This is a genomic window from Martinezella rhizogenes (assembly GCF_000799715.1).
Classification (GTDB): Bacteria; Pseudomonadota; Alphaproteobacteria; order Rhizobiales; family Rhizobiaceae; genus Rhizobium; species Rhizobium rhizogenes_C.
Window position 1 is genome coordinate 571,545 of the sequence record NZ_JUHG01000013.1, and the last position, 14,843, is coordinate 586,387.

Below are 14,843 nucleotides of genomic sequence, written 5' to 3' on the forward strand. Positions count from 1 at the left end.
TCAAGGAAATGTCTGAATGGATGACAAGGAGCTCTTAATCAATTCTCCACTTTTCAACTCATCGTTCTACCGTGAGCAATATCGTGATGTTGATATGGTTGGAATGCATCCGATCGACCACTATCTTTGGATAGGCGCGCGGATGGGGCGTGACCCATCGCCCGAGTTTTCTACCGCGGCATACTTGCAGAATCACCACGATATAGCGCGACAAAGTATCAACCCGCTTGTGCACTATCTTCGATATGGCAAAGAAGAAGGCAGACTCGTAGAATATTCGCAACATTACACATCTGCCCTGGCGTCGCTGACAGCCGACGCCGAAGCAGATCAATCCGTTAAGGTCAGCGTTATCATGCCCGCCTACAATCGCAAATCGACGATTGGGCGTTCAATACAATCTGTTCTTGATCAAACTTATACGAATTTCGAACTAATAGTTGTAGATGACGGAAGCACAGATAACACGGTTGCCGTAATCCAGAGCTTCACTGACACGCGTATTAAACTGACCAACGGCCAACATGCTGGCGTAAGTGCCGCGCGCAACCTCGGTTTAGCTCGAGCGACTGGCAGCATTATTGCCTACCTCGATTCTGATAATGTCTGGCTTCCTTCTTACCTGGGTACAATGGTGGGCTATATCGCCAAAACAGGCGCAGATGTCGCTTACTCGCAGATCGAAATCGTCAACGACGCTGATCGACAGATCCGGGGGCAACCTTTTGATCGAGAACAATGCTTGAAGGGAAACTTCGTTGATCTGAACGTCTATTGCCACCACAGAGACCTTTACGACCGCTACGGCGGATTTGATGAGAGTCTGCGTAGGATGGTCGACTGGGATCTCATTCTTCGACAGACGGAGCGTGCCAAGCTGGTAGGCTATGTTCCATTTGTGGGGTGCGTATACACTAACACGGTACTCGATCAGAACAGAATATCTGTAAAAGAGTTCCGTGCCTTCAAGAAGGTCGTTATTGCCAAGGCTACTAACGGTTCTCGCTCATCGAGCGTTACAGATCATGTAAAACTGACGTTCGCCATAAAGGTGCCCGCCCCATATGAAAAACGGCATGAATGGGGTGATTTTCATTACGCAGATTCTCTCGCTGGCTCACTTAATCGACTTGGACATAAAGTCCGCATTGATTTTTACGGTCAGTGGGAGCGAAAGAACCCTGCCGAAGATGATGTGGTAATTATAATTCGGGGCTTGACCTCCTATGAACCTATACTTGGCCACATCAATATTCTGTGGAATATTAGCCACCCAGATCAGATATCCTTTGAAGAATATGAATCTTTTGATTTATGCTATGTTGCATCTTTGAGTTATAGCGAATTTTTATCAGCGACAACCAAAGCAAAAGTTAAGCCTCTTCTTCAAGCAACCGATACTAACCGCTTCAATCCCGGTAGGCGCCCTCCAAAATCCTCAGCTAAAGTATTATTCGTCGGAAACTCTCGGAACGAATACCGAGAAATCGTCAGATGGGCGGTCGACGCGAAGCTCGACCTCTCCGTCTATGGTACTCGGTGGGAGCAGTTTATTCCAAAGACCTATCTTAAAGGCACAAATATACCTAACAAAGAATTGGGCGGACATTACCATTCAGCAGTATTTGTTTTGAACGACCATTGGCCTTCAATGCGGGATTTCGGGTTTATTTCTAACCGAATATTCGATGTTCTCGCAGCTGGAGGAAATGTTATCTCCGACCGGATCCCAGCAATATCGTACGTATTTGGCGAATCCGTAACACAAATTAAAAGCCAAGATGAGCTTGTTGAGGCAACTAACGTCGAGGGGAGAACCCAACGGCCAAGCATAAGCCGTGAAGTCTCTCGCGCCCACAGCTTCGATCAGCGTGCAAAGACAATTCTGGGTGATATTTTCAATTTGCTCGGACTACCGCAGTCACACGATAGGCCATCTTCCCCTTTCATCCTTCGCAACAAGCGGTTGGTCGTCAATGGCGTTGTCCGCCAAGACAGAGAATTCCCACAGAGTAGCGCTTTCATCCGCCTCCTGTGCCCCCTCACAACAGATGAAGCATATGGTGAAATTGACTTCAACCTCGTTCCGGCAAAAGCGGCCAGCCACAGCAGAAACGCAGATATCACGATCGTACAACGCACAGCATACGACACTATGGAGGACGCCAGTGCTTTCTTAGATTTGTGTAAGACAACAAACTCAAAACTGATTGTCGACAACGACGACGCGTTTTGTTTCATTGATGAAAGCCATCCCGAGTTTGATCTATATAAATCCAGAATTGCTGGTCTGAACCTGCTCCTCGAAAACGCCAACGCCAACTGGGTTTCGACGAATGTTTTGAGAGCCGCATATTCGAACTTGTCGAAGCGCCCAATCGTTGTTCAGAATGCAATAGATCCCCGGCTTTGGCGCAACTACAGAAAGCCAAAGTATAATCCACAGGGCATCCCCCGCCTCGTCTACGCAGGATCCGCTACACACGACGACGACTTCGAGATGATCCTAGGCGCCCTTGATTCCGTTTCCCAAACCTACCGCTTCAAGCTCACCATCATTGGTGCCGTCCGCAATCCACCAACACGTGACTGGATTGAAATCTTGCCCCCACCGCGAACGGCTCAATCATACCCGCGATTTGTCCGCTGGTTTAGAGAACAGGGGCCATTCGACATCGGGTTGGCACCACTTAAAGATACCCCTTTCAACGCCGCTAAATCTGATCTCAAGCTCCTTGACTACGGGGCACTTGGTATTTTCCCCGTAGCCTCGAAGGGCCCATCATACACTGAAACTTTAAACCGTCTCGGTAGCGGCGCCCTCGTCGAAAACACTACCGATGCGTGGACCGCAACGTTAACTGAGTTGTTGGCAGATCTGGATATAATTGCAGACAAGCGGGCTGTGGCCGAGAATTATTGTTTTGAAAATCGTAACGTATCAAAAGCCTATGCAGAGATGCGTGAGCTCTTATTAAATCTTCAGTAAGTTGTCAGCACATTCAAAGGAACAGGATGAACCAAATGACAGATATGCGGATGACTCCAAGAAGAGTGCTTCAGGCAGCCGATTCTGAAAGAGCTAACGGGCTTTTAGAATGCAGGTCCATGTTTTGGAGACCGCACTATCTGGCAAAATCAGCCTGGATTGAGCATATACCTTTTGCATTTTGGGTTATGCAGGCACATCAACCAAAAGTCTTCGTCGAACTGGGCACTCATTATGGAACGTCCTATTTCGCTTTCTGCCAGGCTGTAGACCGGCTTGCACTCGATACGCGTTGTTTTGCGATAGACACATGGAAGGGTGACGAGCATGCCGGGTTTTATGATGGGGCTGTGTTCGCAAAGGTTAGGGAACACAACGACGCCAACTTCTCTGGTTTTTCCCGCCTCATTAGAAGCACGTTTGACGAAGCGCTCAGTCATTTTTCCGAAAGCTCGATCGATCTTCTTCACATAGATGGTCACCATACGCTCGAATCCGTGCAGCATGATTTCGATGTCTGGTTGCCCAAGCTCTCACCAAGAGCTGTTGTGCTTTTGCATGACACCAACGTTCGTGAGAAAGGATTCGGTGTCTTCAAGTTCATGGAGGGGTTGCGTGATCGATATCCTAGCTTTGAATTTGTCCACGGACACGGTCTTGGTGTCGTAGCAGTTGGGAAAGAGCAATCTGAAATCATGAATGATTTCTTTGATGCGGAAGCTCACACTCACAACTACCAAGAGGCGCGAGAGACATTCAGTCGGCTGGGCCATGCGTGCGCCGACGCTATGCAAAATGCGATTTTGAGGGAGCAAGAGACCATTTTAGCTAAGCAGGTGACCGATCTTCAAAAACGCGTCACGGACATTTCGACAGAAAAAGAGAAGATCGCTTCGGATCTCAGCATACGAGCACTTGAGCGTGATGCCGCTCGTCAGGAGGTGCTAAAAGCAAGAGAAGAGACGGCTGCGGAGCGTGCTCATTTGACGGCACAAACTGAATTCCTACGTACCGAACTCGAGAAATTGCGAAGCCTTGTGAAGGAAGCAGAGGCTGAGGCCCGCACCTTGCGCAATGACGCAATGTCCGAAAATCGCAAGCTTCACGATACCGCGGTAGAAAATGCTGTAAGCACTGCAGAGGCTGGTATGTTGCGGCGTGAAGTTGAGATTGCTCGATCAAGACTTGCTGAGTTTGAACAGAATACGAAGCGTCTGGAGACTGAAAATGCAGCTCTTGCACACGCTCATTCACAGAACACTCAAAAGCTCGAAGCACTCATGAATGAGTTGGTAGAGAGCCAGACGGCTCTCAACTCGTTGAACGATACTTTAGAAAATGATCGTAGGGTGATCGGAACGCTGACGCAGGCGATTCAGGAAGAGAAAATAAAGAACGATGAAGCAGCTCGTCAAGATGAGGAGCTGCGCAAGAAGCTTAGCGATAGCCAACGTGAAAGTGGTGTCCTTAAGGCCAACAATAGGGAGCTCGAGAACAATGTCGAAATACGGTTCCGCGAGATCGGAACACTGACACAGGCGCTTCAAGAGCAGCAAATGAAGAACGATGAAGCAGCTCGTCAAGAGAGCGGTCTGCGTAAGAAAATTTTTCGAGAAAACGTGAGACTTGTGGGAGGAATAGCAAAATACTCTCCGACTTTTAAGAAGAATAATTTTCTTTTCCGGAAGAAACTGCGAAAGGCTGCCATATCATCTGGAATTTTCGATCATAATTGGTATATTAATACATACAAAGATATCGGCGACGCCGGAGTTGATGCTTTTAAGCATTATATCCGATATGGTGCGGCAGAAGGGCGTAATCCATCTCCTTTTTTTTCAACAAGCGCATATTATAAAAAGCGACCGGAATTAAAAAAACAGGATATTAATCCCCTCTTTCATTTTCTGTTAGATGAAAACGGCAATGAAAATTATTAGGGTGAGTTTTTCAATATTATTTCGCTGGAGGATCTAAGCTCGGTGACCTGACCTAAGTCCCTTCTTTCCTCCGGAATGCAGCCACTGCTCTACCCTGCATTGTACTTTCTCTTGTGTCCCGTGGTCCAGCCCTAGGGGTTCACTCCGATCCTGGGTTAGCTCTCAGTGCAAATCAACAACCTTCGGGCTACTGGGCATCTTCCGAGAAGAGATGAGGCAGGCTCCCGCCACGATATACCGCTGCGTGTAAGGCGAGCGTTGTGTTCCGACAGTCTATCGCGCTTGCAGCGATTTGAAATGCGCGATCATGCGGCTCGAATCCGCTTGGCTGCCGGTGAACAGTTCGAAGGCGCCGACGGCCTGGAAGACCGCCATGCCGCCGCCGTCCAATACCCGACACCCTTTGCTTTTGGCGGCTTTGACAAGCTGGGTCTCAAGCGGGAAATACACGATATCGGCAACCCAGAAGCGCGCATCTATTAGCGTCTCGCCCAGCGGCAATCCGGGATGGCCCAGCATGCCGGTCGGGGTGGCGTGGACCAGCCCGGTCGCCTCCTGCAGCGCGGCGGGCAGATCCGTGCCCGCGACGAAGTCGCAATGCGGATGCGCCGCTTGAATCTGCGAGATCAGCGCGCTCACCTTCGCCTGATCAAGGTCATAGATCTCGACGGACTTCGCACCCATGCCGGCAACAGCATGTGCGACGGCAACGCCTGCCCCACCTGCGCCGAGCTGGACAACGCGCTCAAGAGAGGCGCCCGGCAGACCGCGGCGGAAGCTCTCGGCAAAACCCCACCAGTCGGTATTGTGCCCGAACCGGCGCCCGTTGCGAAAGACGACCGTATTGATCGAGCGCAGCACAGCGGCGTCCGCAGACAGTTCGTCCACGAGCGCTACGGCAGCCTGCTTGCAGGGATGCGTGATGTTGAGCCCGGCAAAACCATTCTTCTCGGCATTGTCGATGAGCTTAGGGAGGTCCGACACCGTGCAGCCGAGTTCCTGCAAGTCGATAATGTCATAGGTATAGTCCAGCCCGAGACGCGCGCCTTCCTGCATATGCATGGCCGGGGAAAGAGATCCACCGATACCCGATCCTATGAGGCCAACACGCAACACTCGCGGTGCGATCAATACTTCCGACACAACAATCCTCCCACTCTCTCCACGGCATCATCAACAAAATGACGATTGTAAGAAAATGTACGAACTAGTTCGTATTGTCAATGCAAAGCACATTAAAACGCGCCTGACATCCCGAAGAAAAAAGGCTTATCCGTCAGTCCCAGGCGTCTTCAGAAAGGCGATTATGGCGTCGCAAATCATTGATTTATGGCGCCGTTTTATATCTTCCTCGGCAAGGTCGCGATTGAAGATGGCGCCGAAAGTATAGCGGTTCGAAACGCGAAAGAAACATTGGGCGCTGATCATCATATGGAGGTCGATGGGGTCGACCTTCCGCAGGAAGCTGCCGTCCTCATAACCCCGCCGCAATATGTCGGAGATGATGTCGATGACGACGATATTCATCTCGGACAGCACGCTTGAGCGCTTCATATGTTCGGCACGATGGATGTTTTCGACGCTGACGAGCCTCACGAAATCGGGGTTCTGATCATCGTGGTCGAAGGTGCTTTCGATCAATTTTCGCATCGCCTGCACGGGCGACATGTTTTGCAGATCGAGCGCGCCTTCTAGTGTACGGATCTTGGTGTAGGCCTGCTCCAGCACCGCAAGGTAGAGCCCTTCCTTACCGCCGAAATAGTAGTAGATCATCCGTTTTGAGGTCTTCGTGCGCTCAGCGATCTCATCGACGCGCGCGCCCGCAAATCCCGAGGCGACGAATTCCTCCGAGGCTATGCGAAGAATGTTTTCCTTGGTGGCGTCGGGATCGTTCTTTCTCGATCGGCTTTCAATTTTCACCGATTGGGTCTTGCGCATGCTGAACTCGCCTCAAGGGGTGGAATCGAACCGTTCACACGAGTATCCCCAGCATTGGCAACCAGTCAAATAAGGCGCTATTGCTTCGGCATGCCCGCCGGGCGCAGATGCCGCCTCAAGGCAGCGATCCGGAAGATGGCGTTTGCCGCGCCATATCCGCGATAACCGTCGCGCTGCACGATCTCGAAGAAGAACCCCTCTCCGTAAGTGGGACTGTACATCTGGAAATACTCTCCGTGCTCATCCTTGTCATAGAGAATATTGCGGGACTTGAGACGGTCGGTGAATTCGGGATCCAGTCCGAAGCGGGCCTCGAGATCATCATAGTAGTTCGGGGAAATCGACAGCGTCACGAAGCCGTTTCGTTTCAGCGTATCGGCGGTCGCGAAGATATCCGTCGTCGTGAATGCAAGGTGCTGGATTCCCGAACCGAGGGTCTCGGCGATAAAATGACCGGCAAGCGTGTTGCGGTTTTCAGCGCCATTCAAGGTAATCCGCAACGAGCCGGCGCTGTTTTCGACGACCTGGCTGCGCACGACCCCTGCAGGATCGATAATATCGACCATTGGCGTCTTACGAGCATCGAGGATCGAGGTATAAAACAATAGCCACGTCAGCAGCTCCTCATAGCGCATGGTCTGCGCGACGTGATCGATCGTTTTCAGACCGGCCGGCTCGGCGCTGCCGGCATCCTTCACGGCGGTAAATTCTATCTCCCAGATCCGTTCGAGTTCGGATTTACGGTCCAGGAAGTAAATCAGACCGCCACCGACACCATGAATGGCCGGCATTTCGATCTCGCCGGCATCAAGCGGCTGCTGGAACCGCTCGGCCCCGAGCGCTAGGGCGCGCTCCAATGCCTCCTGGGCGTCCTCAACCCACAGTCCCATCGCATAGGCCGATTTCCCGTGGACGAGATGGGAGGCGCCCGCAAATCCCCGCTCGTCGGTATTGATGACGAGGTTGATGTCGCCCTGCCTATAAAGGTCGACCTGTTTCGTCCTGTGGTGCCCGACCTTCTTAAAACCGAGCGTCGCGATCAGGCCGGCAAGCTGCGACGCCTCCGTCTCGTCGACCGCGAACTCCACGAAGGCGACCCCTTTGACATCGGCCTTGGCCGGCATTGCCGGCACGGAGAGCGAGCTGTCACGTTCGATGCGCCTGACCTCATCGCCGAGGCAGATCAGCGAGCGGCGGCCATCGACGGCAATCGCTGTCGGCGACCCACCGCGAAACTGGTCGTTGAAGATCTCCAGCGACAGATAGCCGTCGTAACCCGTCGCGGCCACAGCTCTCATGAAATCGAGGACGGGCAATTCGCCTTCGCCCGGCATGTTGCGGAAATGGCGGCTCCAATAAAGGAGATCCATGTCGATCAGCGGCGCGTCGGCAAGCTGGATGATGAAGATTTTCTCTTTCGGGATCGAACGGATCGAGTCGACGCTAATCCGGCGTGACAGCGTATGGAAGCTGTCGAGGATCAGTCCGATATTGGGATGGTCGGCCCGGCGGACGATCTCCCAGGCATCGCGGTGATCGTTGATATGCCGACCCCAGGCGAGCGCCTCGTACCCCACCCGCAGCCCGCGTTTGGCGGCGCGCTCGCCGAGTTCGTGGAAATCGGCGGCGGAACGGTCGAGCCCACCCAGCGCCGCCGTCGACACATTCGAACAGACGAGCACCAGATCGGTGCCCATTTCCTGCATCAGGTCAAACTTGCGCTCCGCCCGATCGAAGGTGCGGCTGCGTAGCGGCTCGGGCATGCCCTCGAAATCGCGGAACGGCTGGAACAGAGTGATCTCCAGCCCGTGATCCCGGACGATCCGGCCGATGTCGCGTGGACTTTCGTCGAAGGCGAGGAAGTCGTTCTCAAAAATCTCCACGCCGTCGAAGCCGGCTTTCGCAATCGCATCCAGCTTCTGCTTCAGGTCGCCGCTGATCGATACAGTCGCAATCGAGGTCTTCATCTCAATTCCCGTTCCGGTAACGCGTGGGCGGCTTGGACGAGGAGCGCCGTCGCCTTGATGTCTGGTGGCGGCGCCGTCTCCATGACGAGAACGGCGCCATCATCTCGTCGTCAGATGGATTGCTTTCTCGCCGATGCCGGCAAGCCCCGGTTCTTCTGTCTGCCGAGCTCAGCCATCGGCGTTTTGAAGGTCTCCAATGCCGTCGCAGCGGAAATCGCCGCAATCACCGCCGTGATCGAGGTGAAGGCTGCGACAGGCATCCAGCCGGTTGGGCCCGTGCCCAGCAGGGCGGCACTGATGGTCGGCGCGAAGCCGCCGAGAGCAAAGCCGATCTGTGTTCCGATCGCCATGCCCGACAGGCGCACGCGCGTATCGAACATTTCGCCGTAGAGTGCCGGCCATACACCGTTCGAGGCGCTATAGACGATGCCCGACAGCAGGATACCGAGGACGAAGATCAGCATCAGGTCGCCCTGGCTGATCGCCCAGATGTAAGGCCAGATCAGAACGGCGCAACCCAGGGCGCCGAAGATGAAGACCGGCTTGCGGCCGATCCGGTCCGCGAGCAGCGCCCAGAGCGGAATTGCGACAAGCGCGGCAACGTTCGCAAGGACGAGCACCGTCAGCATCAGCGATCGGTCGATATGCATGGTGTTGACAGCGTAAGACAGCGTGAAGACGCTGAAGATCGTGCTGACAACGGAGATCAGCGCGGCAAAGATGATACGAACCACATCCGTCCAGTAATTGCTGAACAGCGTTATCAGCGGCACGCCGTCCACCTTGCCCTTCGTGGCCTCCTCGACGAAAACTGGCGTTTCCGAAAGCGTCCGGCGCACCCAGAACCCGACGAAGACGACGATGACGCTCAGGAAGAACGGGATGCGCCACCCCCACGCCAGGAGATCTGCTTCCGACAACCTGGAGATCGGTATAAACACGAGCGTCGCCAGGATGAGACCGGTTTGCGTACCGCTGAGGGTAAAACTGGTGAAAAATGCCCGCCGGTGTTCTGGCGCATGTTCGAGCGTCATCGAGTTTGCGCCCGCCTGTTCTCCAGCAGCTGAAATCCCCTGCAGCAATCGCGCGATGACCAAGAGGATCGGCGCGAGAACGCCGACATGATCATAGGTCGGCAAACACCCGATGATGAAGGTGGAAAAGCCCATCAGCAGCAGCGTGAAGGTCAGAACCTTCTTGCGGCCGAACTTGTCGCCGATATGACCCAGGATGACCGCGCCAAACGGCCGCGCGATATAGGCGACGCCGAAGGTCGCGAACGATGCCATGGCGGCAGCTTGCGGATCCGCGGATGAAAAGAAGATCTTCGGAAAGATCAGGGCAGCCGCGGTGCCATAAACAAAAAAGTCGTAATACTCCACCGCGCTGCCCAGCCAGCTTGCAAGCGCTGCGCGCTTCGGTGTCCTTATTCCCGTTGATATCTGCATGACGTCTCCTCCCAATGGACTATTGGATAAACCGTCGTGCCCAGCCAGCCGACGGCGAATGGAAGGAATGATTATGGCGCCGGCCCTCCAACGCACGACCGGCCAGACGTCAACTCCTCCCAAGCTCCCGCAATAATAATGTACGAACTAGTTCGTATTGTAAACTCTCATTTTAGGGCGGCTGGACGAGCGCTAAGAGTAAGCTGTCGAATAGAGCTTCAAATGCATCCAGAAGTGTAGTATTTAGATCGTAGAATTTTATCATAAGATGCAGATCGGCGTCTGCACTTCGGCAAAGATGTCGGACCTCGGCCTCCGTGTTCATACGCGTGGCCTCATTCTCTGCCGATCTTCAGCAATACGCTTAGCCGTCTTTCACCAGTAGACGTCGGCTGCCAAACAGCTCTTGCGCAGCGACCCGCCTGGAACGGTTCTTGCTTAGTTACCAATGTTCTAACGATTCGGAGACCATGCGTTATGAAATGGCACACTTCGCATCAGTTTCCCGCGCTGAGGCTCATCGTGCGTGGCAGAGAAAAATACAGGGTCATCAAATCGGTCCGAGATGCGGCAGTAACGCTGATTTCGGATTGGCCGAGCGATGACGGCGAAGAATACGTCGTGGCAGTCAGAACCTGTCTGGACGCCTTGCACAACGTCGTCCCCCCGGAAGCGGTCAGGGAAGCCCTTATCCGTGCCGCAAACGAGGAGAGGATCTCGTATATTTCGGTTGTTGCGTCGGCTTATCCGGAATAGTTCCCGGTCATTCCGCTTCTCTCGAAAATTGGTGGCGTGGAATTTTGTCATTGCAGCCATATTGCCTTTGATCAGAGAACTTTTCTTTCGATCGCACTCTTTTGGAATGCTGTTCCTCTCAAACCCCATAAATCCATATATTTTGTGGGGTATAAACACGGAGAGGATATTCCATGACAGAACAAGACAGGTCCGGCCTTGGCCGCCGCGAGATCCTGAAGCTCGCAGCCGTCACGGGCGCGACATTTGCCGGCGCGGGTCTTTTTGCCAGCCAGACGGCCGCAGCCGACGAAGGCCTGTCGCTGAAGGGCAAGCGTATCGCCATCAGCGCGACCGGCACTGATCACTATTTCGACCTACAGGCCTATAATGCCCAGATCGCCGAGGTCAAACGTCTCGGCGGCGAACCGATCGCTGTTGACGCCGGTCGTAACGACGGCAAACTGGTCTCGCAATTGCAGACGCTCATCGCCCAGAAACCCGATGCCATCGTGCAGATTCTCGGCACGCTCAGCGTTATCGACCCCTGGCTGAAGAAGGCCCGCGATGCCGGCATTCCGGTGCTGACCGTGGATGTCGGCTCGACCAACTCGATCAACAACACGACTTCCGATAACTGGGGCATCGGCAAGGATCTGGCCCTGCAGCTCGTGTCCGATATCGGCGGCGAAGGCAATATCCTCGTCTTCAACGGCTTTTACGGCGTCACGCCTTGCGCCATCCGCTATGACCAGCTCGTCAACGTCATCAAGTATTTCCCGAAGGTGAAGATCATCCAGCCGGAACTGCGCGACGTGATCCCGAACACAGTTCAGGATGCCTTCACGCAGGTCACGGCACTCCTGAACAAATATCCGGAGAAGGGCTCGATCAAGGCGATCTGGTCCGCTTGGGACATCCCGCAGCTTGGCGCAACGCAGGCGATCGCCGCAGCCGGTCGCACCGAAATCCGCACCTATGGTGTCGATGGAAGCCCGGAGGTCCTGCAGCTGGTCGCCGATGCGAATTCGCCGGCGGGCGCTGACGCGGCGCAACAGCCGGCCGAGATCGGCCGTACCGCGATCCGCAATGTCGCCAAGCTTCTGGCCGGACAGACCTTGCCGCGCGAGACCTATGTGCCAGCACTTCTGGCCAACAAGGCCAATGTCAGCGAAGTCGTCAAGAAGCTCGGTATCGGTTGACTTTTCCCTTGGTGATGCGGCCGGCGGCCGTATCACCATGATTCCATCGGAGCCTCCCAATGACGGCATCTTCGCCTTCGGCGCTCGTACAGTCGGATGATCATGTCATTCGCTTCGACAGGGTCGTCAAACATTTCGGCGGCGCCCAGGCGCTTGCCGGTGCCTCGCTTGCCGTGCGCCGCGGCACCGTCCATGGTCTCGTCGGCCAGAACGGCGCCGGAAAATCGACGCTGATCAAGCTGCTCGCCGGCCTGCACAAACCAGACGAGGGCCGGATAGAGATTGAAGGACAATCCTTCGATCACCTGACCCCACACCTCGCCGAAGCACTCGGCATTCATTTTATCCATCAGGACCGGTTGCTGGTGCCGACCTTCACCGTCGGGGAAGCGCTCTTCCTCGGCCGTGAACCGCGCATCGGCCGCACGCCCTTTCTCGACCGCCGTCGCATGCAGCGGCGTGCGGGCGACTTGCTCGCCAATTATTTCGGCATCAGCCTGCCGAACAAGGCCCTGATCAGCGAGCTTTCCACAGCCGAAAAGCAGATCGTGCAGATCACTCGCGCTCTTCTGAACCAGCCGAAGGTTCTGGTCTTCGACGAGCCGACAGCGGCGCTGATCCGGCGCGAGGCCGATATCCTCTTCCGGCTGATCCGGCGCCTGCGCGACGAAGGCGTGACCATCATCTACATCTCGCATTATCTCAACGAGATTGAAGAACTGTGCGACCATGTGACCGTCATGCGCAACGGTCTCGATGTTGCCTCGCTGCCGATTGCGGAGACCTCGGCCGGCGCCATCGCGCGATTGATGGTCGAGCGCGATATCGCCGACATGTTCCCGAAGCGCCAGATCGAGCTCGGCGAGGAGATCCTCAAGGTCGAGGGGCTGACGGCGACGAACCGCTTCTCCGATATCAATTTCACCCTTCGTCGCGGCGAGATACTCGGCATCACCGGCTTGCTCGGCTCCGGCGCCAAGGATCTCGTCCGCACGCTTTTCGGCCTGGAGAAACCCTCCTCCGGCCAGATCGAGGTTGCCGGCAAACCGGCACGCAGCGTCAGCCCGACGGAGGCGGTCGATCGGCAGATCGCCCTGGTGCCCGAAGACCGGCGCGGCCACGGTGTCGCGCTCGATCTGAGCCTCGCCGAAAACATCACGCTATCAAGCCTTGCCCGCTACACGCGCTTCGGCTTCCTCGATCGCAAGCGCGAACGCCGCGACACCGACGATCTCATCAAGCGCCTTCAGATCAAGGCGGCCGGACGCGAAGCGCTGGTGCGTACGCTCTCCGGCGGCAACCAGCAGAAGGTAGCGATCGCCAAATGGCTGAGCCGACATTCGGAAATCTATCTGCTTGACGAGCCGACAGTCGGTGTCGATATCGGCTCCAAGGTGGAAATCTACACACTGATCGGCGAACTCGCCGCTCGAGGCGCGGGCATCATCGTGCTCTCCTCGGACCTGCCCGAATTGATCGGCATCACCGATCGCATTCTCGTGCTCTTCCGCGGCCGCGTGACCCGCGAATTCGTCTCGTCGGAAACCATAACGGATGAGGTATTGGCGGAATCGTCCGGCGCCTCGGGAGGCTTGCGCCATGTCGGCTGACATTCAATATGCTCCGGTCACAGGCTTTGAGGCCGAGAAAACGGCGGGGCGGACAGGTGGCAATATCGCGGCGACGGCCCTGCGCTTCGGCTCGCTGATCACCTTTGCCCTGATCCTCATCGTCTTCTCGCTGACGGCGCCCTATTTCCTCAGCATCGGCAATATCGGCAATGTGCTTGGCCAGTCCGCCATTTCGGGCGTGCTGGCGATCGGACTGACCATCGTGCTGATCGCCGGCGGCGCCAATGTTGTCACCGGCGGCATCGATCTGTCACTCGCCGCCAATATGGGCCTCAGCGCCGCCATCTATGCGACGCTGACGCAGCTCGGCTATGGCGATGCCGTGGCGATTGCCGGCACATTGCTGACCGGCCTTGCGATCGGCGCGGTCAATGCCGCAGCCGTCGTGCTCGCCGGCATCGTACCGCTGCTGGCCACGCTTGCCGTGATGAATATCGTCGCCGGTCTAGAACTGGTGCTGACGCAGAACACGGTGCTACCGGCGTCTACCAATCTGCTGACGCTACTGTCGGCCTCCGACAGTTTTGGTATTCCGGTCCTTGCCTATGTGCTCCTCGGCTTTACGGCGATCGTGACAGCGATCGTGCAATATACGCCGCTCGGTCTCAGGCTTTACGCCGTGGGTGAGTTTCCGGATGCGGCGCGCGCCGCCGGCCTGCCGCTCAAGCGCCTGCTTGCCGGCGCCTTCCTCGCCAGCGGCCTGTGTGGCGGTATCGCCGGTATCCTCTCGGTCTCTTATCTCAGCGGCAGCACGACCGGTTCCGGCGAAATGCTGCTACCGGTCGTTGCCGCCGCCCTGCTCGGCTCGGTCTTTTCGCGACGGCTGGTTCCGACGATTGCCGGCGCGCTGCTCTCCACCCTGCTCGTCGGCTTCCTTGTCAATGGCTTCCAGCTGCTCAATCTGCCAAGCACGCTGGTCAACGGCATTCAGGGCCTTCTCATCCTGATCGTCGTTTCGGCAACGACCTTGTTGCGCAAGCGGGAGATCTGACC

The 14,843-nt window shown here is 55.5% G+C and carries 10 protein-coding genes; 6 read left to right on the forward strand and 4 right to left on the reverse strand.

The window, feature by feature from the left end; all coding sequences use genetic code 11:
* Positions 1 to 16: 16 nt before the first annotated feature.
* Together EX00_RS14585 and EX00_RS30815 are read left to right on the forward strand one after the other, a co-directional pair.
* Positions 17 to 2,989, forward strand: coding sequence for a glycosyltransferase (locus tag EX00_RS14585; protein WP_052210742.1), 2,973 nt, complete (start codon positions 17 to 19; stop codon positions 2,987 to 2,989).
* A 35-nt stretch (positions 2,990 to 3,024) separates the two neighbouring features.
* On the forward strand, positions 3,025 to 4,929 hold the full coding sequence (locus tag EX00_RS30815; protein ID WP_202903714.1) for a class I SAM-dependent methyltransferase: 1,905 nt from the start codon (positions 3,025 to 3,027) through the stop codon (positions 4,927 to 4,929).
* Between the two features lie 273 nt (positions 4,930 to 5,202).
* Here the strand turns inward: EX00_RS30815 and EX00_RS14595 are convergent, their stop codons facing one another.
* The 4 genes from EX00_RS14595 to EX00_RS14610 form a co-directional block, all read right to left on the reverse strand.
* Complete coding sequence (locus EX00_RS14595; protein ID WP_080761248.1) at positions 5,203 to 6,072, reverse strand: shikimate dehydrogenase; 870 nt, start codon at positions 6,070 to 6,072, stop codon at positions 5,203 to 5,205.
* A 126-nt stretch (positions 6,073 to 6,198) separates the two neighbouring features.
* Positions 6,199 to 6,867, reverse strand: a complete 669-nt coding sequence (locus tag EX00_RS14600; protein ID WP_047458972.1) for a TetR/AcrR family transcriptional regulator — start codon at positions 6,865 to 6,867, stop codon at positions 6,199 to 6,201.
* Between the two features lie 77 nt (positions 6,868 to 6,944).
* Entirely contained in the window at positions 6,945 to 8,834 is a 1,890-nt protein-coding gene (locus tag EX00_RS14605) for a bifunctional sugar phosphate isomerase/epimerase/4-hydroxyphenylpyruvate dioxygenase family protein (RefSeq protein ID WP_047458975.1), read from the reverse strand.
* Between the two features lie 110 nt (positions 8,835 to 8,944).
* Positions 8,945 to 10,282: an MFS transporter gene (locus tag EX00_RS14610; protein ID WP_047458978.1), complete on the reverse strand. Its 1,338-nt coding sequence runs from the start codon at positions 10,280 to 10,282 to the stop codon at positions 8,945 to 8,947.
* Positions 10,283 to 10,759: 477 nt separating this feature from the next.
* On the opposite strand from EX00_RS14610, the gene EX00_RS14615 reads away from it, so the two are divergent.
* The 4 genes from EX00_RS14615 to EX00_RS14630 all read left to right on the forward strand — a co-directional run bounded on the left by EX00_RS14615 (position 10,760) and on the right by EX00_RS14630 (position 14,841).
* On the forward strand, positions 10,760 to 11,038 hold the full coding sequence (locus EX00_RS14615; protein WP_047458981.1) for a DUF982 domain-containing protein: 279 nt from the start codon (positions 10,760 to 10,762) through the stop codon (positions 11,036 to 11,038).
* A gap of 173 nt (positions 11,039 to 11,211) precedes the next feature.
* The gene (locus tag EX00_RS14620) at positions 11,212 to 12,219 is read left to right on the forward strand and encodes a sugar ABC transporter substrate-binding protein (protein ID WP_047458984.1); all 1,008 of its coding nucleotides are present in this window, start codon (positions 11,212 to 11,214) and stop codon (positions 12,217 to 12,219) included.
* Positions 12,220 to 12,278: 59 nt separating this feature from the next.
* Positions 12,279 to 13,829, forward strand: coding sequence for a sugar ABC transporter ATP-binding protein (locus EX00_RS14625; protein ID WP_047458987.1), 1,551 nt, complete (start codon positions 12,279 to 12,281; stop codon positions 13,827 to 13,829).
* The gene (locus EX00_RS14630) at positions 13,819 to 14,841 is read left to right on the forward strand and encodes an ABC transporter permease (protein ID WP_047458990.1); all 1,023 of its coding nucleotides are present in this window, start codon (positions 13,819 to 13,821) and stop codon (positions 14,839 to 14,841) included. The genes EX00_RS14625 and EX00_RS14630 overlap by 11 nt, the downstream gene beginning before the upstream one ends.
* Positions 14,842 to 14,843 lie beyond the last annotated feature (2 nt).